We start from the raw sequence: 23,777 nt of genomic DNA, 5'->3' as shown, positions 1-23,777 counted from the left end.
TTACCGCTTAAGAGTATAAGCCCCCGTTGATAGAAAGCACCTCCGCTGTAATATAGCTAGCTTCCGGAGAAGCTAAGAAACCAACAGCATGTGCTACCTCTTCAGGCGTACCAAAACGGTTAACAGGGATCAATGCTTTTAGGGTTTTCTCATCCAAGCCTTCGGTCATATCTGTTTTGATAAAACCTGGAGCAATCGCATTAACTGTAACGCCTCTTCTGCCCACTTCCTGAGCTAAAGCTTTTGTGGCTCCTATAACGCCGGCTTTAGCGGCAGAATAGTTGGTTTGGCCCGGCATTCCTTTTAGTCCTGAAAGAGAAACAATATTGATAATTCTTCCAAACTTTTTTACCAACATATTGTTCAACACCAGCTTAGTAACGTAAAAAAAGCCATTTAAACTAGTGTTTACAACATTGTTCCATTGATCGTTGCTCATCCACATCATTAAAGTATCTTCTTTAATGCCTGCATTGTTTACCAACACATCAATAGATTTATCAGTATTCTGTTCGATCCAAACTCCTAAAGCCTGGTCAACTTCTTCTTTTACCGAAACATCAAACTGAAGCAATTCTCCGTTTCCGCCATTTTGCTTAATAGCTTCGAGGGTTTGTTGCGCAGCTGTCACATTGCCTTTATAGTTAACCAGAACATAAAAGCCCATTTCGGCCATTTTTATACAAATTGCATTGCCAATTCCTCTCGACCCACCGGTTACTAATGCAGTTTTCATTTATACTGTAATTTTTAAAACAATAGATGATTAAATTATAAAGCCGCTTCCTGCCCTAAAAATGCTGGACATAAAACCGGATTATTCTTACTTAAGTACTCTTTAACAAGTCGCATTTCTTTATAGCGCGGCTTATCATCAGCAAAAACAGGAAAAATCTCCCTCAAATCATCATACATTTGTTTTGCAACCGACGATAATTGCTCTGCACAACCCAAATAATCAATAGCCTGTAATAACGTAACTGCCTGAATGGCCAACACTTCAAAAGCATTTTCAATTACTTTACGGGTTAATGATGCGGCATTGCAGCCCATACTTACTATATCCTGGTTATCATTGTTATTCGGGATACTGTGTAAATACATCGGGAACGAAAGTGTTTGATTTTCGGCAACTGTAGAAGTTGCAGTAAACTGCATTCCCTGCATACCAAAATTCAACCCTAAAGTTCCTAGGTTTACAAACGGAGGAAGCTTTTTATTCAGCTTATCGTTTAACAGGTAATTCAACTGACGTTCCGATAGCATAGACAGCTTCGTAATGGCAATTTTCAGTTTATCCATCTCCAGGGAAACATAATCACCATGGAAATTACCACCGTGAAATACGTTTTTGTTTTTATGATCAACTACCGGATTGTCATTTACAGAGTTTGCCTCCCCAATAACAACCTTTTCGGCGTAATCAATTGTATCAGCAATTGGACCCAAAATCTGGGTAACACAACGCAATGAGTAATACTCCTGGACTTTGTCCTCAAAAACCTCCTGATCTATATTTTCATGACGATAAAGATGATCAGCACGTTTACGGATCAGTTTACTGTCACTAACAATATTGCGGAAGGTTTCTGCCACCTTATTTTGTCCCAAATGTTTTTTAACCACATTTAGTTCGAATGAAAAATGATCATCATAGGCTCCCACAATTTCATTGGTAATTGCAGATAGCAAAATGGACCAATTCAAAAGCTTATGTGCATTCAACAGATTTAGAACGCCGATTCCCGTCATGGCCGATGTGCCATTTAAGATCGCCAATCCCTCTCTTAATTGAATTGATAATGGTTTTATTTGTACGCTTTCAAAAACCTGAGCTGTAGGTTGAACCTCTCCATTAAAGATCACTTCCCCCTCTCCTATTAATACTAATGCTAAATGTGCCAGTTGCACAAGGTCACCGCTTGCCCCTACTCCCCCGTGTTCATAAATACAAGGGTAAACATCATTATTGATCAAGTCCTTTAGCAGGTGAACCACATCCGTATGCACACCCGAGTATCCTTGCATTAGGCTATTTAAGCGGGCTATCATTAATGATTTCACCGATAAGGGTGAAAGTAAATTACCAGCACCACTACTATGACTTCTGATTAAGTTATATTGCAGAGCAAGCAAATTTTCTTCACTTACTTTATATTGAGCCATCGGGCCAAAACCCGTGTTTATGCCATAAATAAGTTTATTGGATGAAAACTGCTTTAGAAAAAGGTGGTTTTCCTCAATATTTGCTAACGCCTCCGCGTCTAAGGAAATTCTTTCTTCGTTGAATAACACCTCCTCAAAATCAGCGAGAGACAGATTTGCCTTTCCGACAGATACCATGCTTATTAAAATTATTGTACTGGACCGGCAAAAATAGCAGAAAAATTAAGATTTATATTTTGATTTATTTTTTTTCGAAAAATATTATTCTGAATATTTTTAAGTTTTATTATTCTCTTCCTGGTTAAAAAACAAGCGCTTTTAATTATCTCGAAATCATCAACTCCAACACTTCCATCCCCTTTAAGCTAAAACTCTCCTGGCCTTCAAGCGGTTTACCGGTTGGTTTAATGATAACTTGGGAGGGCTTTAAAGTTCCCCATTCAATTTTTGTTTGTTCAGTTCCAGCCTCCGGGTTGAACAGACGGATAATAAACCCATTTTCATCAGGGGAAATACTGGTTACAATCACCCGATCATTACTCAACTGAAACAAACTGCCTTTACTTATTAGCTTTTCATTTACCGGTAAGGCTAACAGCGGCTGGGTAAAAGCCGCACCCATTTTTTCGTTTTCAGCAAAGCTGACCTGATCATGCGGACGCAAAGCATATCTAAAGCGAATCGCTCCACTCTGATCTGCTTTGTAATTGGTATGCCAGTAATTGTTCATTACATAGCTAAACCAGGTTGAAGTTGGCTTTCCTTCTTTCTTCCATTCCTTATGACCTGGAGCCACCGTAAGCCGCTCGTCAATCATATTTCCGGGCTCAACCAATGGAGCTTCCAATAACATCCACTGAATACCTTTATCTGAAGCAGTAACATCCAGCCAACGACGGCCATATAAGTAATCCATGTTTGAACCGGGCAGTTGGTCAGTAATAAATTGCATTGAACCATAACCTGCATCTAACAAGGTCTTATCCAAAGATTGGTTAAATGGAAAACCAAAATGAACCGATTCTTTAGTGCGAATCGCCTTTTTGTCTACGATGTTATCAAGTTCAATTTTTCCACCTTCGCTAAACAGCGTAATTTTTCGCTCCAGTTTATTGGCTCCGGGAGCATCGGAACTGATGCTTATAGTTGTTAACACCGGGCCGTTTTCCAATATTTTCACCTGAACCTGGCTGTTGCTTTGCGCATCCGCAGGATTTAAGCCCGGCACATACCAATAGCTATTTAAACCTTGGTTATTATAAGAACCTGCAAAATTGAAGTCGTTTGCTTTTTCTAGTTTGGTAATGCTACCATTGGCTGTATCCCATTGAACAGACACTCTTCCGTTAGAAAGGGAATTATCATTCAGCTTGACTTTGGAGGGTGATTTTACTTCCCTATTTGAAAGTTCATAGATTGCAGTTCCTAGAGCCGGAACATCTGCAGCCATAAATACTAACGTTCCATTACTCAATTTTTGCACTGGCAATAATTTGCCAGAGGCATCCTTTACTGATTTTGCACTGCAGCCTTCAGGCAATATTACCATTCCGTTGCGCTTCCACGATAAGGTGTTGAATACCGCAATTTTCTTTGATGTTGAGTTTGTCATCGGTTGCAAGATATCCTTTTCCAAGTCATTGATCTGCTGATCGGCATCAAGCATAAACTGCTTTTTTATCCTCCATTGCTCGGTAACGAATGGAACATCAGGCTCAGAAATGCTATTATGGGCACCCCAGGTATGTTCATGGAACATGATCACATTTTTCCAGGCTTCATAAAATTTATCAGCATTATACTTTTGAGGGTTTACCATTGAATACAGTGTCGTCAATTGCTGTAGGCGTAAGCTGTTTACACGGTTCTTCCCTTCTTCCTCTGCTGTTGAAGCTGCTCCATCTTCCCAATAAGGGCTAATATCCCCTCTAACAGTTTTTAACTCAGTACCGTGTTTCTTCTCAAATTCCTCAAATAATTTATCAGTGGTGTTTAACACAATTTTGGGAGAAGAATAGGTCTTGTTCCATTGATCAACAAAACGCGCGATTGCGGTGTCAATCGGTCCATTATCAGCAACCACATTATAGCGCCACTGTACCATTTCATAAGGGTAATTATTCTGATCGAGCTGGTTAAGGTAAGCAGCTATTTTTCCAGGACCACGTTCAAAGATGCCTCCCGGAGCCATGCCATGCCATGAAGAGTAGCCTTTAGCACCAGCCCAGAATAACACCTTTTCTTCACCTGATGGAGAAGCCCACCATACAGGTTTATCCCCCCAGGTTTTTACAAAATATCCGGCACGATCGCCCCAATAAGGGTGAGTATCACCCAGAAAATTAGGGCCGCTTGAAAAATAACGAACACCTCCTTTTGCCAGAGCTGTTACCGTTGTCCATGCAAAACCGGGCACATCCGAAATCATGGCGCTATTAATGGTAAAACCAAACTCTTTCTCTAACTTTTCAGCATAATCAGTGTAATGAAACATTTCTTCCGGCTCACTTAAGCCTGTTAAAATATTTGCATACAAGGCCGACAAGCAAATACTACCTTCTTTAACCGCTTTAACAAATTTTTCTTTTTGCTCTGGCGAAGCTTGTTTCAGGTAATTTTCAACCGCCCATAACGATTCAATATTCCATTTAAAGCGAGCCTCGACCGGCAGCTTTTTCGTTTGCTCGATCATCTGCAAAGCATCATCAATATTTTTATTGTGGATTTTCAGCACTTCCGGTTGTAGATGTGAATAGCCGATATCGGTATGTGAATGGTGAATAAAATGTAATTCGCGATATTTCGCCGGGTTTAAGGACACGTAACTATTGACCAACACATTTTTACCCGACACTACCCTTACTCTCACACTGTCTTTAGTTGAAACTGCATTTACCGGAATATCAAACTTATTTACTCCATTATGTACGGTGTAGGTAAACGAATCCTTGTCATTAATTTTCACCAGAAGCTGCCCATCATTGCCAAAATGCAAAGCTGTTAATGCAATGATCTGCTTCCCATTTTTCAAGAGAAACGGCCTTGGATCGAGGTCGGCCTTTTCCTCAAAAGAAAACTTAAAGGTCATGTACCAGTCATTACTGTTTTCGGCTTGTCCTACAATTTTTAGTCTAAGAGGCTGACCGGGTTTCACCTTGCTTACCGGCAAACGAAGAAATGCCAGGCCATGGGCATCATTGGCTCCATCTCTTTTAGTTTGATGAAAAACCAATGCAGAACTATCAGCAGCTACAAATTTCCAATCTGGTTGTTTATGAGCGGGGTAAGTAGTAAAGCTGAGGAGTTTTTCATCATTCAGGTATAAGTCAAAATGACGATCGCCTTTGCTGGTACCAGATGAATGAGCCGCTACCCAACTAAAATAAACGTATTTTCCACTGATCTTTTGTGGCACCGGAGATGTTTCCCAGGCAATTTCCTTTTTTCCATCTGTACAACGTGTTAGCAAAGCGGTAGTTGCATAATCCGGATAGGCCGAATCATAATTGATATTTTCACCCTTTATTTCTTTTGCATAGCCATTGATCCATTGGATCTTTCCAAAGTAAGGAACATTTAACTGAGCTTGAAGTTTAACTGCAATACCCATTAGCAGTAAAAAAAGGATCACTTTCTTCATATATCTTCTTCCTATTTTAAACTAATTATTTTGCTAAAAAATGTTCTTTTAAATTAACACTAAACAATGAATTTTTCTTAGTCACAGCTGCTTTAACGTTTTAGAAAATAGTAGTGTGTACAGACTGCTTTATAAACAAAATAGTCCCGATCTTCCGATCAGGACTACATTATAAAATTCGGTGAATGAACTTCTTTTAAATATGTAAAATGCTTTTGAACTATTCGCTTAGCGCCGGCAAACACTAAGGTCTTCCACCACCTTGCTGCGAATCCTCTTCTTGTTTGATATCGTCGTTATTAATGCCCTCTTTTTTCGGACCTTGACCCTTCCCTTTTTTACTTCCGCCTTGTTGGCCGTTAAAATCCATTTTACCAAAACGATAGCTAAATGAAACTCCAACTGAACGGAAAGGAACCGAATTTTGCTGATACTGGTCAAATCCGTTTCCGCTTAATTTTGTGGTGAATTCACGGTTCTTATTAAATGGATTCGACATGTTTAAGCCTAAACTGGCACGTTTTTCCAAAAAGTCTTTCTTAAACCCAAGGTTGAACATCGAGAATGAAGGATTTTCTCCTTGAATAGTTCTGCGAGGCGAGTTGAACATTCCGAATGCTTCAATAGCAAAATCTTTAGGCAATGACCATGAAGCATTTGCATTAACATTGTACAGCAGGCTTTTATTGCTATACGTGGTTTGAATATTCGGATCGTTAACATTATACGAATACACATTCGCGTTTCCTCTTAAGGTAATACGCTGGCCAAGTTGCACAGATCCTGAAAGATTAACCCCTACTGATGAGCTATTAGAGATATTTGCATATGTGCTTCCGGATATTTTACCATCAGCAGATAAGCCTACTATACTTTCGATAACATCATAAGTATTACGATAATATACTGAGGCATTCACTGATGAACGTCCCATAAACCTTGAATATCCTAATTCAAAATTATTGGTCTTCTCCGGAGCAAGGTTTGGGTTACCAAAAGAGATATTCTGTGGATCGGTTGAATCTATAAAAGGATTTAAAAAGCGTAAACCCGGGCGTTGGATACGACGGCTATAGCTTAACTTAAGCGACGACATATCTTTAAACGTACGAGCAACAGTTAAACTCGGAACAAAATTGTTGTAATTATTAGCGATACTGTTCGACTGTGAATTTCTGAAATCACCGGTAATTTCTGTACGTTCTAAACGTCCACCGGCTTTAATTGCATACCCTTTATTTAACGTAAGGTTAAACGAAAGATATCCTGCATAAACATTTTGAGTATAGTTAAAGTCATTGGATCTCGTTAGATCAGGTACATATTCTCCATTAGTGTTTATCAAATCATAATTATAAGCACTGGTGATGTCCCTTAAAATTGTTTTCGCACCAACTTCCATCAAAACAGCTTTTGTCCATGGATGGGCATAATCAGCTTGAAAAGTAAGCTCATTATTAGTTCCTTCATTTAAGCTTCTGCCTGCGGTATTTGGCATATTTACAATTCCATCAATCGAATTCTGGAAATCCGTATTATTTCTATCGTCGCTTAACTGAAACCCAAGACTAAATTCTTGCTGTGGATTAGCAAACTTTCTATTATAATCTGTTGACCAATCAATTCCTTTTCGCTGGTTATCATTTTGCGAAATACGATTATATTGACTTAGCAATCCATCAATATTATCAGAGTTGGAAACAAGCATTGACCCGTCGTTATTATTATTCCAGCGGCTAAACTTGACATTACTGCTTATTGAGTTGGTTTTATTAATATCATAGGATATACCAAAGTTGGCATTACCACCATTTCTGCCACCTTTATTGGTTCCATTCTGATCGGTTAAACGAGTGGTATCAACACCGGTATTTTGCATATCAGGGAAAAAGCTATTGCGTTGAAAAACACTTGATCCGTCTTGCGGAATAAAATACATACCACCAAAGCCGGCATTGAAACCAACTTTACCCTGACGAATGTTTAAGCTTCCGTTCCCTCTGTTAAAGCGATTACTCAAATTCATACTGATATTTCCGGTAACACCGGCAACATCAGTTTTCTTAGTTACAATGTTAATAATGCCGGCAGAACCCTCAGCATCATATTTAGCTGAAGGACTCGTGATCACTTCTACATTTTTGATCTGATCGGCCGGAATCATTTTCATGGCATCGGCCACACTATTGCTGACTATAGTTGAAGGTTTACCGTTAATTAAGATCTTAACGTTCGAATTACCGCGTAATTCAACGTTTCCGTCCATATCAACACTTACCATTGGCACTTTGCGCAAAATGTCGCCGGCATCGCCACCTTTAGAAGTCACATCTTTTTCGGCATTGTAAACCATTTTGTCGATCTTATTCTCCACCAGTTCACGCTGGCCCACAACGGTAACTTCTTTCAGTTGTTTTCCGGTTTGCTGAAGTATAATTTTTCCAAGTTTGATCTCCTGATTTTGTGCTGAGATGTTTACTTTTTTGGTTACTGTACTATAATCAATAAATGAAATAATCAGATTATAATCGCCATTAGGGATACCTTGGAGTTTAAAAACGCCTTTTTCATCAGCCATTCCACCGTTTACAGATTTCGAATCTGTAGATCGAATTAACGCTAACGTGGCAAATTCCACAGGTTTTTTAGTAGTTGAGTCGATGACAACTCCGCCTATTGAACCCGTTCCTTTTGGGGGGCCACCCACTTGAGCATAGGAGCCCAAGGCCAATAAGCCAAACAATAATTGCAATAAAATTTTCTTCATAACTTCTAGTAGACCCCAAAGTTAACCCCGAGGTTTAATTACCAGTGTAAAATCCTTGTTATAACATTTACGCTAACAAATGCCTATGACAGAATGGTAAATCGGGATTAACAGGGGATATATTTATTTAGAAAGCAAAACCTTGGTTTGCAGCTTTACCGCTTTGGTCATTGATTCAAAAGAGTGACCACCCGGCATTGGCCCTCCATGACCGCCTCCTCCGTGCATACCACCACCCATTCCACCGCCTCCGGGAGGCCTTCCTCCTCCAGGTCCCCTACCTCCACTTCCGCCCGAACCGCCTTTGCGCTGCGGCATCTCCATTCCATTAATTTCTAAGCCCAGGTCAAATGGCATATTACGGTTAGCTGAGGCAGCATACAAACTATTTAGTGGAATTGCCAGTTCATACACCAGGCTTTCATCATTATTGATCAATACTTTAAACCTGAAATCACCGATACTATCCAATGCCTTTTTACCGCTTGGCCCATTCAAGAAACCTGTTAAAACGGCTTCGTTTTTTTGAAGCAAGAGATCTTCCATCATAATCAAGCGGTTCTTTTCATGCTCAACCATAGGAGCTCTGCCCATCTCTTTTTTTAAGGGAAAGTCGATGGTCATCTTCTTATCTCCTTTACCACTTGGGTCGAGCCAAAGTTTAGCTCCGGCCGATAAAACCTTCATTATGGTTTGCTGATCCGTGATCCGATAAATGAGATAAAGATGATCGGTATCATTTTCAATTGCGTACTGTATTCCCGTGTCATTATCACTAAACCGTATGGGTTGCCCCCATTCACCCGGTAATCCATCAATTTGATGTTGTACCTGCGACTTTAAACTCGAAATGCTTTTGGTAGAAGAACACGACAATGCCATGAATATGAGCAGCCATGCAGAATGTTGAATGATCCGTTTCACTATATAAAATCTAATTGACGGTTAAACTTAATGTATCAGTGTTGATGCCTGTAAAAATGCCCAGGCCGTTTTTAATATTGGTTGAAGGATTCTTCAGGTTCAGTGAATTACTTCCGCTTTGCTGGTATAAAGCTGCATACTCTGGATTAATTCGGTATAAAATGACCCAATGATGCCCGTAATAACTAAAGTTCTGAACGTTTATTTCATAAGACGTTCCCTGATCAGGTTGATTTCTGAAAATGGGTCTGGCCGAGGTAGTGGAGCCTCCACCAAAACCAAAACTAACTTCGGTTGGTGAAGTTTCGGTGTTTTTTACCACTACCAGGTGGTATTCACCGGCCGGGTTTGTCCAGCTTAGTTTTACCGGATCCGGAAACTCGGGGCGTGTACCGCTGCTAAAATCAAAAGTCGGCATGGTAAACGAAGAGGTTGACTCCGTAAAGTCTTGAGGTTTTTCCGGAATTACCGTTTCGGCGCTCACCTCTTCACCCTGATAGGTAAATGATAATGCATAGGTTTTACCCGCTTCAATTTTCAGATCACTACCTGAAACATAATTTCCATCAGCGGTAAAACCGAGTACATGTTCAGTTCCTTCACTTATAATTTTTATCGTTAAATCATTGATCGGCACCTGAGTGGTATCAGCCGTTCCAAAACCTACTTGTTGGGTAACATGTACATTAACCGCTTGTCCCGGTATTAGGTAAGCTTCCACCACCGGCTTATCTATTGCAGCGAGCTCTTCCGCTTCTTCTTTGGTGCAGCCGGTAAAAAAGGCCATTATCAACACTAAAAAACCTACTATCTTTTTCATACTATCTGAGCTTTAGGGTAAGGGTTAAGTTTGGAGTAAATCCGAGGTAGTTCACATTGGTTTCAACTACCTGGTTATCGGCAATCTGAAACTCCTTGTACCAAACATTTTTACGATTGTAAACATTGAAAAAAGAGACACCGATAGAGCCGATGTTATTATGCGCATCGGCACCACGCAACTCATAGTTAACAGCCAGATCAAGGCGGTGGTAATTTGGCAATCGCGAACCGTTTTTAGCACCTATATTGATAAAGCTTTGGGTGGTGCCATCAAGCAAAGTCAATTCATAACCTCCCTGTGGGGCGGTATAAGGCCTTCCAGTAGCAAATACCCAATCGCCTGAAAAATTCCAACGACCCAGCTTATAAATGTTTACAATCTTTAGTTCATGGGTTACATCCTGGCTGGCAGAATAATAATCATCACCATAAGTAGCTATTTTATTGCGGGCTTCACCCAATGAATAACTGATCCATCCATTGTAATTACCCACCTTTTTCTGAATTAAAAATTCAATGCCTTGTGAATAGCCTACACCGCTAAAGAAGTTTTCTTCGTAGGAAGTGGTTGGCGCTCCTCCACCACCTCCTGGACCACCGCCGCGCGTTGGATTAAACCGAAGCGAATATTCGGTTACACCATTCAAATCTTTGTAATAGTATTCAGCGCTGAACAAATACTGACGGGTTTCATAAGAGGCTCCAATAATGTAATGTATTGCCGAGCTTACCGGAACATTGCTTCCATCAGACAAGATCCAAAAATCGCGGCTGCCCGAAAGCACATCTTCGCGAACCACGCGGTTAGCAAACTGATAATACTTACCGGTTGCAGCTTTAAAGGTAACTTTGCTATTAAATCTATAATTAGCCGAAAAACGTGGCTCTATATATCCTTTTGACGTTTGGTCAAAATAAGAGAAACGCAAGCCGGGTTCAAGGGAAAGCTTATCACCTAATAAGTTTTGTTTATCCTGAATATAGATCCCGGCCAGGTTTCCTGTTGTGTTACGATCCAGGATCGTTGACGTATCGTTCTGGCTGTAGTTATACTTGATCTTGTAATTGGTTGCATAAGCTCCCAGTTTTATCGCATTATCTTTTGTCCAGGCATACTCCAAATCGGTTTTAAAACTGAAATCTTTCAGATCATTATTTTCGATGGTACCGTTTTTAATCGTTCGCGAATTACCATCTTCATCAGTGAGTGTATTTTCGTTCGATCGGTCACGGTCGCTGTAATAATTCGAATAGCTTAATACCGAAGTGCTGAAGAACCGGTCAGACCATTTACGGGTCCAACGTAAACTACCTCCCATGTTACCATAATTGGTCACGTCATTCACGTTAAAGCCAAAGCCTCTGCCGCTGCCGCCAAAACCACCTCCTCCAAAAGACGGAGCCTGTGCTTCCTGGGAGTTGTCGAGATTATCGGTTCCATTGTATAAGCTCAGCGATAAGGCATCTTTTTTTGAAACCTTATAGGTGAACTTGCCATTCAGGTCATAGAAATAAGATGAAACCGTGGTAGCGAAATTAGAAGCGTTGCCGCGGGGACCACCGCCAAAACCTGGCCGCTGCGTAGTGGTAGTTGAATTACTGCTGTTAAACTTATTGAAGATCTTATTATAGAGCGGTCCTTTGTAAGAGCGACGAGCTGCCAATAATAGTGTAGCATTTTCGCCAAATGGCGATTCGAGATAGGCATTGATACTTAGCAAACTGATATCGCCTCCTACATTAAAGCCTTTGCTATTGCCATCCTTGCCGGTAATTTCGGTAACACTCGATAAGCGCCCACCATATTTAGGTTCGAACCCGCCTTTGTACAACTGCACGTCTTTAATAGCATTAGAATTAAAGGCACTGTAAAAACCATACAAGTGATCTACCTGGTAAACGGTAAAACCATCATATACCACCAGGTTCTGATCGGGAGTTCCTCCACGTACATATAAACCCGATGAAGACTCGTTACTGGCCGAAACGCCGGGCATGAGCTGAAAAGAACGCATAATATCCTTCTCTCCCACATTGGGTAACATCGCCAGTTTTTGCGGCGAAATTTTTATCATGCTCACTTTTTCCGATACCTTCATCAGGTCTTCCTTGTCGGCTACCACCAGCACCTCTTCCAGTTCATTATCAGGGTTTAGTTCGATGATCAAACCAGCCTTAGGTAAATCAGGATTTAAGTGAAAGCTTGTTTTATGATAACCCAGGTAACTGATGAACAGTGTGGAAGTATCGGTAGGAACTTTATTCAATGTAAAATAACCATCAGCATTAGTGGCTGTCCCCTGCTTTGTTCCAACAATGGTAATGTTTACATAGGGCAGCGATTCACCGCTGGCAGCATCGACCACCCGGCCGGTTAGAAGATAGTTCTTTTTTAACGCGGCAACTTTTGCCTTTTCACCGATCTCCTGGGTGCCACTGGCCATTGTCTTCGGATCAACCTTCTGATTCTTATCCAAAACAAAAATCACATTCCCGGCACCGATGTAATATTTTAGCTCATAATCTTTACAAATGTATTTGAGCGCCACATCAAGCGGCATATCGGCATAACGCTCTGCGAATGAATAACGCAAGCGCTCGCGGTCAAAAGAAAACTTTAAATTATGATCAACTGCAATGCTGTCGAAAACCGAAGCCAGCGAGCCCCTGTAATATTTGTTCAGGAGAACCTCTCTAAGCTTCACCTGAGCTTTTAAAGCCTGCGTTGATAAAAGAGTAAAAATGATGAGTAAAACTATTTTCCGATTCATGTATAGCTCGTTTAAGCTCAAAAATGAATTGAAAAAACAGGTAACTAAAACGAAGTAGACAGCATTAAGGCATTTGCATACTAATTACCGAATTGTGCCGATGAGGCTTACCTCCCGGGGGCATTAGATGCAAGGACCATTACTCCCCCTTCAGGGAGCTGGAGGGGTGAACAAACTTCATCAGTTCGTCTTTAAAATTATCACTCAAGGGAATTTCTACCTCCCCTATTTTTATCCGGTTCTTACGGATGGAGGTTATTTTGGCGGTGGAAATAATAAACGATTTATGAACCCTCAGAAAGCCCATCGATGGAAGTTTCTCTTCAATCGCTTTAATATTCATTCTGGAAAGAATAGGGCGTGGATTCTTTTCGACATAGATCTTCACATAATCCTTCAGCCCTTCCACATATAAAATATCGGCAAGGTTTATTTTTATCAGGTTATATTCAGAGTTGATGAAAATATAGTCGGGAGCTGATTCGGGCTGGGTATTTTTATTCTTTAAGTTGAAAAGCTCGTATGCTTTGGTAGTCGCTTTCATAAAGCGGTCGAAAGAGACCGGCTTAAGCAGGTAATCAACCACGTCTAAATTATAGCTTTCTAAAGCATACTTTTCATATGCGGTAATAAAAATAACCATTTGATTAGGTCGGGTTGCCTGTAAAAACTGAACCCCACTTATTCCCGGCATCTGAATATCTAAAAAGATAAGGTCAACCGGCTTATCCTGCAACACCTCCATCGCTTCAAATGGGTTACGACAACTGCCTACTAAATTCAGGAAGGGGATCTTGGATATATTATCAACCAAAAGCTCCAATGCTAATGGCTCATCATCAACAGCAATACAATTCATCATTGGAGTTCAATGCTAAGTTCAACTTTAAAGTATTCATCGTCTTTCATTAAACGCAAGTGATGATGGTTATTGTACAAAATTTTCAAACGGCGCTCAACGTTAACAAGGCCAATACCCGAACTCTCGTCTTTAGGGTCGGCATCATTAAATTTATTGGTTACGGTAAACCAAAAGTCTTTATCATCGGCATGCAGATGAATCTCAATTACAGGTTTTTCAATTAAGCCAACGCCGTGTTTAAAGGCGTTTTCAATGAAAGGGATCAGCAACATCGGTTCAATGCTTTTCCCGGTTGTTTCATTAATAACCGTAAAGATTACCTGCACCGAATCGCCAAAACGCAGACGCTGCAAATCGATATAATTCTGTAAATATTCTATTTCCTTTTCAATGCTCACCTTTAACTCGTCGTTTTCATACAACATATAACGAATCATTTGTGATAGTTGAATGATGGCGGGCTCCACCTGTTCAGGCCGCTTGCGACTTAAGGCCACCAGGCTGTTTAGAATATTAAAAATAAAATGCGGACTGATCTGTGATCGCAGAAACGAAAGTTCGGTTTTAAGGTGAATATTTTCGCGCTCTTTATTTTGGCGGTCGGCTTTAAGCTGATCAATTATGAACCGGTAACTGGTGCTGGTTGCCCAGATAAACAATAATGGAAACAGCAGAAATAGCCGCATGCCTCCTCCCGCACCCATTCCTATTCCTCTTCCTTCTCGTAAAGGCAACATGCGTTGAGGCGGTGGCATCTCCATCCGTAACAATTGGTTAAAAAGCAGAATAGCTGCCATTATGCCAATTACCGATAAAACGTATGCATAAAGTGGTTTTTTACGCATGATACGTGGAATCAGATAATATGCATTCAGGTAAAAGAATACCACTAATGGAAGATTAAACGTTAAGAAATGCTGAAATGAAAAGATACGTGAAGGTATGGCCGGAGAATCGGGTCTGAAAAATTCTGGAATGATAAAAACACCTACCCATGCCAGAATATGAAAAATAACTGTACGAATATTCTTAAACTCTCTCAATGCATTTTATTGTTGCTCCGGTTTCAAAAATAGATTTTCAACCGGTAAAATTATGCTATTAACGACTAAATCCTTGTTTCTGTAGACCAAGCATTTATTCTTTCGCTGGGAGGAATTTTAAATTCAATTTATAAATAAATGAACATTCACTTATATTTGCATTATAAATGAGAACCCGAGACGAAAACAAGGAACAGGCCATTAGGCAACAGGCCGTTGAACTGATTGTAAAAAATGGACTGGATGGCTTTAGCATGCAGAAGTTGGCTAAAGCAGCCGGGGTATCACCAGCCACCCTCTACATTTATTACCAAGACAAAGAAGACCTGGTATTAAGCTTAGGAACAGAGGTTTTCAATAAAATGCAACAGTATAGCTTAAAGAATTTTAGCGCTGAAATGAGTTTTGAGGAAGGACTGAAAGTTCAATGGAAAAACAGAGCTGCGTTTTTCCTTGAAAACCCATTGGAAGTTCAGTTTATTGAGCATTTGCGGTATTCGCCCTCGTTCAAAACAATCTCTCAAACTATTAAAAATAGCTTTAAACAAGAAATGGGAAAGTTTGTTCATAAGGCCATCCTTAAAGGTGAATTGGTGCAGCTGCCATTTGAGGTGTATTGGTCGGTGGCCTTTTCTCCTTTGTATCAACTGATGAAATTTCATACGCAAGGAGAAAGTTACGCTTCATCAAGCTTTGAACTTACAGACTCAGTAATGGACCAAACACTTAAAGTGGTGCTAAAAGCTTTAAAGCCCTAATTAAGCCTTCACCTCCACTCAAGCGGAGCAACTTGAAGCTAAATCACCCATTATTTAATTAAAATGAATCGTTAACTAAAAACACATCAATATGCCGACTCTCTTACAAAACCGAACCATTCACATTTTTAAAACAAACATAAACGACGAACCCGATGTTAAGGCCATAGCGTCATCGCTCAATGATTTTTCAGATATTTTAAAATGGAATGTTGCCATTGACGATTGCGACAAAATACTGCGGATAGAATCGAGCGAAACGGAACCTGAGGGCTTTATCAGATTAATAAACACACTGGGCTATGCCTGTGAGGAACTTAACTTTTAATTGATTTTTATGAAGACAAAACATACTTTTTCTAAATATGAGATTTTCGTTATTGCCATTTTGGCAATACTACAATTTACCATCATTCTCGACTTTATGGTATTATCGCCATTAGGACCGTTTTTGATGAAGGCAATGAATATGGGCACATCACAATTTGGCCTGGTGGTTTCGGCTTATGCATTTAGCGCCGGAGCATCGGGACTACTTGCAGCAGGCTTTGCCGATAAATTCGACCGTAAACGATTACTCTTATTCTTTTATACCGGTTTTATTTTAGGCACCAGTTTATGTGCGATGGCGCCCAATTATAACTTTTTACTGTTTGCACGTATTGTTACCGGCATTTTCGGTGGTGTAATCGGTTCCATTTCTTTTGCCATTATTACCGATCTGTTTAATATGGAAGTACGTGGCCGGGTAATGGGTTTTGTACAAATGGCCTTTGCTGCAAGCCAGATCTTAGGTTTACCGATAGGATTAGTTTTAGCTAATAAATTCGGATGGCACTCTCCTTTCTGGATGATTGTATGTTTCGGAATTATCTTAGGTATGGTAATGCTATTTTATTTGCAACCCATTAACGAACATTTAAAACTGAAATCAGCAGAACACAATGCTTTTAAACACCTGGCAAAAACCATTTCCCAACCCAATTATGTACGTGCTTTTTTAGGTACCACTTTACTGGCAACCGGTGGTTTTATGCTAATGCCTTTTGGCAGTGCCTTCTCAACGCATAACATGGGCGTTCCGATGAATAAATTATCGTTATTGTATTTTGTAACAGGTATTTTTTCGATGATCTTAGGTCCATTAAGTGGTAAGATCAGCGATAAAATTGGCAAGTATAAAATGTTTGTCATTGGATCGATCATTAGTATGATCATGGTGGCCATTTACACCAATTTGGGGGTAACGCCATTTTGGACAGTTGTTGGACTGAACATTTTATTATTTGTTGGTATTTCTTCAAGAATGATCTCAGCATCGGCTTTAATGACCGCGGTTCCGGAAGCCCAGGATCGAGGGGCCTTTATGAGTATCAACTCGGCAGTTCAGCAAATTTCAGGAGGTATTGCAGCTGCTATCGCAGGGATGATTGTAGTTGAAACGAAAAGCGGTATGCTTGAAAACTATAATATCTTAGGATATGTGGTTATCGGCGCGATGGTGGTAGCCATTGGAATGATGTTTTTTATTAACCAATATGTGATGATCAAAAACAAACAACCCATTCAAACACCTGCCGAGCCACCAGTAGAAATGGTTACTGAGCATTAAGAATAGTCTAATCAGATAATACAAAAAGAGCCTTTCCTCATCCCGAAAGGCTCTTTTGCTATAAATTGAATTTAGGCTTTGCTTTTTCGTTTAATCACTAACTCCAAAACAAACCAACACAAGGCTAAGGACCCTATTCCAAAAATAGTATCACCGATTGCCCGCATCCATTTCAGTTTTATCATTAATGGCAATTGCATTAAATCAGCCGAACGGGCGTACCACATTCCTTTTTCAATGCTTTCAAATGCCTGCCAAATACCAACCGGCAATAAGCTCAACACTGCCATCAGGAATAAACCCAAATTAATAGACCAGAATATAAATTTCAACAGTTTATCGTTCCAGGTATGATCACGATACATGCTTCTCAAAACAAACAGCATCAAACCAATACCCAACATTCCATACACCCCAAATAAGGCGGTATGACCATGCAAAGGTGTTGTATTTAAGCCTTGCACATAATAAAGTGCAATTGGAGGATTAATAATAAAGCCAAAGATGCCGGCTCCAAGGAAGTTCCAAAATGCCACAGCGATCATAAACAATATTGGCCATTTATAATCGGCTATCCATTTTGATGATTTTGAGAGTTTAAAATTATGGTAAGCCTCATGCCCCATAAGCACCAAAGGCACTACTTCCAAAGCACTAAAGGTTGCTCCTAAAGCCATCACTGCGGTGGGTGTTCCTGTAAAATACAGGTGGTGAAAAGTTCCGATAATTCCACCAGACATAAAAACGATCGTCGATATCAATACATTCAGGGTAGCAGTTTTGGTTTTAAGCAATCCTAAACGCACAAACAAGAAAGCGATCACCACGGTGGCAAAAACTTCAAAAAAGCCTTCCACCCATAAATGTACTACCCACCATCTCCAGTATTCGGCAATAGCCAGGTTTGTTTGGCGCCCCCACATTAAACCAGCAGCATAAAACATGGCAATAGCGGTACATGAGATCAGAAATAAAGTGATCATGTGTTTTTCTTCTGCTTTTCTTTTTAATAATGGCAGCAACGGACGCACCATCAAAGCTAACCATAAGAACAAGCCTACCAGCAAGAACAACTGCCAAAATCTTCCTAGATCTACATACTCATAACCTTGGTGGCCGAACCAGAAATTATTGATCAGGTTCAGTTTCTGCATTACGCCCATCCATTGTCCGATCATCGAACCAACAACAATAATTAACAAGGCAATGAATAAGAAATTTACCCCAAACACCTGGAACTTTGGATCCTTTCCACCCACGGCAGGTGCTATGTATAATCCTGTTGCCAGCCATGCAGTTGCGATCCAGAAAATTGCCAACTGTGTATGCCAGGTACGGGTGACTGAATACGGCAGAATCTTACCTAATGGGATTCCAAAAAATCCATTTCCTTCAACGCCATAATGAGCCGTAATTACACCTAATACCACCTGCAGAACAATAAGTAAACTAACTACAAACAAGTATTTTTTAACCGCGACCATTGAAGGTGTAAGCTTTTCTTTGATCAGCGGATCTTCGGCTGGAGCCGGTAATGTTTCTTCTTCTCCTGAACGGATATGATAAAACACCATTACACCCACAAAGAACAACAACAAAATAATACTCACACCCGACCAGGCAAGCAAGTCTTTAGTTGGGCCGTTTCCAACAAGATCATCGGCAGGCCAGTTATGTGTGTAGGAGATCTTTGATCCCGGTCTTTCAGTAACCGTAGCCCAGGTTGCCCAAAACAAAAATGCGTTTAGTTTTTTAAGGCGATCCTGATCTTGAATTGAATTTTTAGGGATAGCATAATGCTCTCTTAACTTATCAAATTGCGGATCGTTGGTAAATAAACGCGAATAATAATCACTTAATGAATTAATGGCTTCAATTCGTTCATTTGAGACAGTAATAACTTTGGTCTGTGGATCATAGGTATTTTTCCGGATTTCCTTTTGCAACCGGACCTTTAAAAACGCCTTATTTTCTTCATTCAAATTTTCGAAATCGGTTTCATAATATTTTTGCGACCACTTGTTAAGAATAAAGACAGCCTCCTTGTGTAACCAATCAGCAGTCCAATCAGGAGCAACATAAGCACCGTGCCCCCATATCGAACCTACTTCTTGTCCTCCAATACTTTGCCATACATTCTGTCCATCCTTGATCTCTTGCTTAGTAAAAATTACCTCTCCATTCGTGGTAATTATATTCTCCGGTATAGGAGGCGCCTCTTGATAAATTTTTATACCGTAATACCCAAGTACGGCGAAAGAAACGCCTAAAACCAGGGCAAATAATAACCATAGTCGTTTTGTACTGCTCATTGTTAGTTTTTAGTTTGTGATTTATAATTTCGGACAAAACTGTCCTTTATATGTTTAAAATTTTTACATTAAAAATGATTCGCCCTCTCCCACTTTTAAAACAAGCTCATAAATGGTGGTCTTTTCAATCATTTCTTTTAACTCGGATCTAATTCTTTGAAATTTATGATGCATTGGGCATGGCCTGCACTCTGAACATTCTTTTAAACCTAAACCACAACTGTTAAAGGTTTCAGTACCATCTATCAAATACACCACATGGCTCAGGGTTATTAATTTTGCTGCTTCATTGCTTATAAAAAATCCACCTAAGGGTCCTTTTAGCGATTCAATTACCTGATTCTTTACCAAAACTTGCAACACTTTGGCTGTAAAGGCCTCTGGAGAGTCAATTTTCGCCGAAATATCTTTAAGGCTGGTTCGGGTATTTTGCCCTGATTGTACCGCAATGTAGATTGTTGCCTTTACAGCGTATTTACAAGCTTTTGAAAACAATGTGTATTAGAATTTATAGGGCAAATGTAGAAACGAAATAATAAAAGACAAAAATATCTTTTATTATTTAAAGAAAATCTTCTTCTTTTAAAGATCGAATAGTTTTTATGAAGATTAAGTGGGAAGTAAAGGATCTAAAAAAGAGAGGCTGTCGAAAACCGGCAGCCTCTTCATTGATTATTATCGGGTTGCTAACTGCAACTTAAGATCATATTTAATGGGTTCGGTATAGATCTCATAGGGTTGATCGGCAGGATTTGGCAAATTACTTGCGTTAGCCATAGGCGATCCTCCCTTGCGTCTGCCCATTCCATTCATCATGGCATAATAATTTTGCTCAGGCAGGGTATTCTTATCTATCCCCTCAACCCTAACTCCTACGCTTAATTGATGTTTGCCGTTTTTAAAGGCGGTTGAATAAAATGCTTTAAATGGAATAATGGCTTCATAAATCAGCGCATCGTCCTCATCCCAATCAAAACCAACTGACACACCACTTTTATTATCGGTTAATGCTTGCTTACCGTTGGCAAAAGCATAAAAGCCCGAAATATTCATTTCCTTATGGGTTTCTTTTGCCTGTTTGTGCAGATCTTTAATTCCCATACGCTCTCCCGGTTTAAAATCCCATTTAGGTTTTTCTCCCGGTTTCAATTTAACTAATAGTGGAAATTCGATATAGGTAGAAGCTTGTTTTTGAGAAGCAGTATCCAGCACCAGTTTCATTCCTCCTAAAAATAGTTTTGCCTGCGTGGTTTTGTCGAACACCCTAAAGGTGATGTATAAATTTTCCCTGTCGTTGGCAATGGCGTATTTAACCCTTCCGCTTCTGTCCACATTTTCGTCTTCAATAGCATAGCCCCAATCATTGAGTTTGCCATCGGCTACAACCGGCTTGGTTCTGTAGGTGCTTTTAAAGGTTTTGGTTGAGCATGAGTTTAATACTGCGAAGACCAAAACGAGTGCGATAAAAAATACAAAGTTCTTCATGTTTCTACTTACAAAACTAATAATGGAAATTTTAAATGCTCAATATGAAAATCTGCTTAACTAAAGACTCTTTTTAATGCAATTGGTTTAAGCAGCTGGTAAATCAACCTCTATTTAAGATACGAATTAGCACATAAAAAAGTACATTTTAGTGCAAAAACTTATCCCTAACTTCGCCCTTTCAAAATTAAACTTGAATGAATCTTCTTTCAGCAGAAAATATATCCAAATCATTAGGCTTACGTGTGTTGTTCAACAACCTTACCTTTGGAATTAACCAGGGGCAAAAAGTTGCGTTGATTGCCAAAAACGGAACCGGAAAAACTTCTCTTCTTAAAATATTAGCCGGTAAAGACAGCTGCGACACAGGAACTGTTTCTGTTCGGAAAGATATCAAAATCGCTTTCCTCGACCAAGAGCCTGATTTACCTTTAGACCGATCGATCTTTGATGCGGTTTATGATGCGGAGAACCCGCTGCTTAAAACCATTATGGCTTATGAGCTGGCATTGGAAAACCATGATAACATGAAAGCCTTGCAAAAAGCCATTGACCAAATGGAATCTATGCAGGCCTGGGATTATGAACAGCGTATCAAACAGATTTTGGGCGAACTGAAGATCTTTGATCTGCACCAACAAATTGGTTCACTTTCAGGTGGACAAAAGAAACGCGTGGCAATGGCAATGGCTCTGGTGCAAAATCCTGATCTGTTAATTTTGGATGAACCTACCAACCACCTTGATTTTGATATGGTGGAATGGCTGGAAGAATATCTTGAAACGGAAAAGGTTTCGTTATTAATGGTTACTCACGACCGTTATTTCCTGGATCGGGTTTGTAATCAGATCTTAGAATTAGAGAACGGACAGCTTTACTCCTATTCAGGTAATTACAGTTACTTTTTAGAGAAGAAAGCTGAGCGGGAGTCGACGCAGGCTGCTACTATTGATAAAGCCAAGAACCTATATAACACCGAGCTCGAATGGATGCGTCGTATGCCGAAGGCTCGCGGCACCAAGTCAAAGGCGCGTATCGATTCATTTTATGAAACGGAGAAAGTTGCCAAACAACGTTTGGAAAACAAAAAAGTGCAGCTCGATATTCAGATGAATCGCTTGGGCGGTAAAATCCTTGAACTGCATCATTTGAAAAAAAGCTTTGGCGACCGCAAGATGGTCGACAATTTCAGTTATGTATTTAAACGTAATGACCGTATTGGCATTGTAGGTGTTAATGGTGCCGGTAAATCCACTTTTTTAAAGTTACTTACCGATGAGCTGCAACCCGATGGCGGTAAAATTGTAACCGGGGAAACCGTTGTTTTCGGCTATTACAACCAGGACGGAATGAAATTACCTGAAGACAAACGGGTAATTGAAGTGGTAAAAGATATTGCCGAGTTTATTCCAATGGCAAAAGGCAAAAGCCTTACGGCTGCACAGTTGTTAGAACGATTCCTTTTCTCTGGCGATCAACAATATACTTATGTTTCAAAACTTTCAGGTGGTGAACGTCGCCGTTTGTACTTGTGTACATTGCTGATGAAGAACCCGAACTTTTTGATTCTCGATGAGCCTACCAACGACCTCGACATTATGACCTTACAGGTTTTAGAGGATTTCCTGGAAGATTTCCCGGGATGTTTATTGATCGTTTCTCACGACCGTTATTTCATGGACCGATTAACCACTCATTTATTCATTTTTGAGGGTGATGGTATTATTACTGATTTTAACGGCGATTACGGGGACTACCGGGATTATATGCTTGTTAAGAAATCGGAAAAGAAATTGGATGCTGAAAACTTAAAGTTGGAAGCAAAGAGTCAAAAGTTTGAAACTGAAACGGTTGCCACTACTCCTCAAGCTGCTGAAAAAACCCGTAAAATGACTTTTAAAGAAAAGCACGAGTTTGAGCAGATTGAAAAAGACATGGCAGTTTTGGAAGACCGGAAAGCAGAGATCACGGCAATTTTTGAAAGTCCTAACGCTGGACCTGAAGAATTGCAAAAACTTTCGGCCGAAATGGAAACAATAATGAAGCAATTAGAAGAAAAGGAACTGCGCTGGCTGGAATTGAGTGAACTGCAAAGTTAAATCGAGTATAAAATAAGCGAAATAGCGTCCTGAAAATCGGGACGCTATTTTTATTTATAGCCTCTTTGTTGGAGATTAATTTTTCCTATATTGAAGTTGAAAATCACCAGCATTGACTCCGTAGCTCAGCTGGTAGAGCAGCTGACTCTTAATCAGCGGGTCGAGAGTTCGAGCCTCTCCGGGGTCACTCAATAAAAAAGCCTAATCTTAACCGATCAGGCTTTTTTTATAAGTTGTTGTGTCCTGTCCTGAAATACCAATGCTGACTCCGTAGCTCATTTGGCAGAGCAGCTGAATTTAAAGATCTTAAGTAGGATCAAACTCGACGTATACTCGACGCATACTAGACGTATACTCGACGCATATACGAGATAACATGTCCTCAAATAACCACTTGACCCGTCCTGAAATAACTATACAGATTAGTGAATAAATCCTGGATTAACTATACACTGGATGTTGTTAATCCTAATTAACCTATACAGGCTGTTTTTCGAAGTTACTTTTTTTAGTGTT

The 23,777-nt window shown here is 40.0% G+C and carries 16 protein-coding genes and 1 tRNA gene; 5 read left to right on the top strand and 12 right to left on the bottom strand.

Annotated features, from left to right (window positions below):
• Positions 1–7: 7 nt before the first annotated feature.
• The 9 genes from fabG to C3K47_RS09135 form a co-directional block, all read right to left on the bottom strand.
• On the bottom strand, positions 8–736 hold the full coding sequence (gene fabG / locus C3K47_RS09175) for a 3-oxoacyl-ACP reductase FabG (RefSeq protein WP_103788839.1): 729 nt from the start codon (positions 734–736) through the stop codon (positions 8–10).
• Positions 737–771: 35 nt separating this feature from the next.
• Positions 772–2,343, bottom strand: a complete 1,572-nt coding sequence (locus tag C3K47_RS09170) for an HAL/PAL/TAL family ammonia-lyase (RefSeq protein WP_103788838.1) — start codon at positions 2,341–2,343, stop codon at positions 772–774.
• A 145-nt stretch (positions 2,344–2,488) separates the two neighbouring features.
• Positions 2,489–5,806 (bottom strand): glycoside hydrolase family 38 N-terminal domain-containing protein, encoded by a 3,318-nt coding sequence (locus C3K47_RS09165; RefSeq protein ID WP_207765268.1) that lies wholly within the window; start codon positions 5,804–5,806, stop codon positions 2,489–2,491.
• A 244-nt stretch (positions 5,807–6,050) separates the two neighbouring features.
• A complete protein-coding gene (locus tag C3K47_RS09160; RefSeq protein ID WP_103788837.1) occupies positions 6,051–8,573 on the bottom strand; it encodes an outer membrane beta-barrel family protein in 2,523 nt (840 codons plus the stop codon).
• Positions 8,574–8,696: 123 nt separating this feature from the next.
• A complete protein-coding gene (locus C3K47_RS19485) occupies positions 8,697–9,497 on the bottom strand; it encodes a hypothetical protein (protein WP_165784663.1) in 801 nt (266 codons plus the stop codon).
• 10 nt (positions 9,498–9,507) lie between these two features.
• Positions 9,508–10,317 (bottom strand): DUF4249 family protein, encoded by an 810-nt coding sequence (locus C3K47_RS09150; protein ID WP_103788836.1) that lies wholly within the window; start codon positions 10,315–10,317, stop codon positions 9,508–9,510.
• A gap of 1 nt (position 10,318) precedes the next feature.
• Positions 10,319–13,090 carry a TonB-dependent receptor gene (locus C3K47_RS09145; protein WP_103788835.1) on the bottom strand — a complete coding sequence of 924 codons (2,772 nt, stop codon included), beginning with the start codon at positions 13,088–13,090 and terminating at the stop codon, positions 10,319–10,321.
• A 139-nt stretch (positions 13,091–13,229) separates the two neighbouring features.
• A complete protein-coding gene (locus C3K47_RS09140; RefSeq protein ID WP_317043016.1) occupies positions 13,230–13,952 on the bottom strand; it encodes a LytR/AlgR family response regulator transcription factor in 723 nt (240 codons plus the stop codon).
• A complete protein-coding gene (locus tag C3K47_RS09135) occupies positions 13,949–14,995 on the bottom strand; it encodes a sensor histidine kinase (RefSeq protein ID WP_103788834.1) in 1,047 nt (348 codons plus the stop codon). The genes C3K47_RS09140 and C3K47_RS09135 overlap by 4 nt, the downstream gene beginning before the upstream one ends.
• Before the next feature lie 167 nt (positions 14,996–15,162).
• Here C3K47_RS09135 and C3K47_RS09130 point away from each other — a divergent pair, with 167 nt between their 5' ends.
• The 3 genes from C3K47_RS09130 (at position 15,163) to C3K47_RS09120 (ending at position 17,365) form a co-directional block, all read left to right on the top strand.
• Positions 15,163–15,753 (top strand): TetR/AcrR family transcriptional regulator, encoded by a 591-nt coding sequence (locus tag C3K47_RS09130; RefSeq protein WP_103788833.1) that lies wholly within the window; start codon positions 15,163–15,165, stop codon positions 15,751–15,753.
• A gap of 91 nt (positions 15,754–15,844) precedes the next feature.
• Entirely contained in the window at positions 15,845–16,081 is a 237-nt protein-coding gene (locus C3K47_RS09125) for a hypothetical protein (protein WP_103788832.1), read from the top strand.
• 9 nt (positions 16,082–16,090) lie between these two features.
• The gene (locus C3K47_RS09120) at positions 16,091–17,365 is read left to right on the top strand and encodes an MFS transporter (RefSeq protein ID WP_103788831.1); all 1,275 of its coding nucleotides are present in this window, start codon (positions 16,091–16,093) and stop codon (positions 17,363–17,365) included.
• A gap of 71 nt (positions 17,366–17,436) precedes the next feature.
• Here C3K47_RS09120 and C3K47_RS09115 read toward each other — a convergent pair whose 3' ends face one another.
• The 3 genes from C3K47_RS09115 to C3K47_RS09105 all read right to left on the bottom strand — a co-directional run bounded on the left by C3K47_RS09115 (position 17,437) and on the right by C3K47_RS09105 (position 21,162).
• Positions 17,437–19,677: a nitric-oxide reductase large subunit gene (locus tag C3K47_RS09115; RefSeq protein WP_103788830.1), complete on the bottom strand. Its 2,241-nt coding sequence runs from the start codon at positions 19,675–19,677 to the stop codon at positions 17,437–17,439.
• 63 nt (positions 19,678–19,740) lie between these two features.
• Positions 19,741–20,172: an RrF2 family transcriptional regulator gene (locus tag C3K47_RS09110; protein ID WP_103788829.1), complete on the bottom strand. Its 432-nt coding sequence runs from the start codon at positions 20,170–20,172 to the stop codon at positions 19,741–19,743.
• A gap of 180 nt (positions 20,173–20,352) precedes the next feature.
• Entirely contained in the window at positions 20,353–21,162 is an 810-nt protein-coding gene (locus C3K47_RS09105; protein ID WP_103788828.1) for a DOMON domain-containing protein, read from the bottom strand.
• A gap of 197 nt (positions 21,163–21,359) precedes the next feature.
• Here C3K47_RS09105 and C3K47_RS09100 point away from each other — a divergent pair, with 197 nt between their 5' ends.
• Together C3K47_RS09100 and C3K47_RS09095 are read left to right on the top strand one after the other, a co-directional pair.
• A complete protein-coding gene (locus C3K47_RS09100) occupies positions 21,360–23,261 on the top strand; it encodes an ABC-F family ATP-binding cassette domain-containing protein (RefSeq protein WP_103788827.1) in 1,902 nt (633 codons plus the stop codon).
• Between the two features lie 114 nt (positions 23,262–23,375).
• A tRNA-Lys gene (locus C3K47_RS09095) sits at positions 23,376–23,448 on the top strand.
• Positions 23,449–23,777: the final 329 nt, after the last annotated feature.

It is taken from the genome of Solitalea longa (assembly GCF_002920915.1).
Classification (GTDB): domain Bacteria; phylum Bacteroidota; class Bacteroidia; order Sphingobacteriales; family Sphingobacteriaceae; genus Solitalea; species Solitalea longa.
This window is presented reverse-complemented; position numbering and strand designations above follow the sequence as displayed.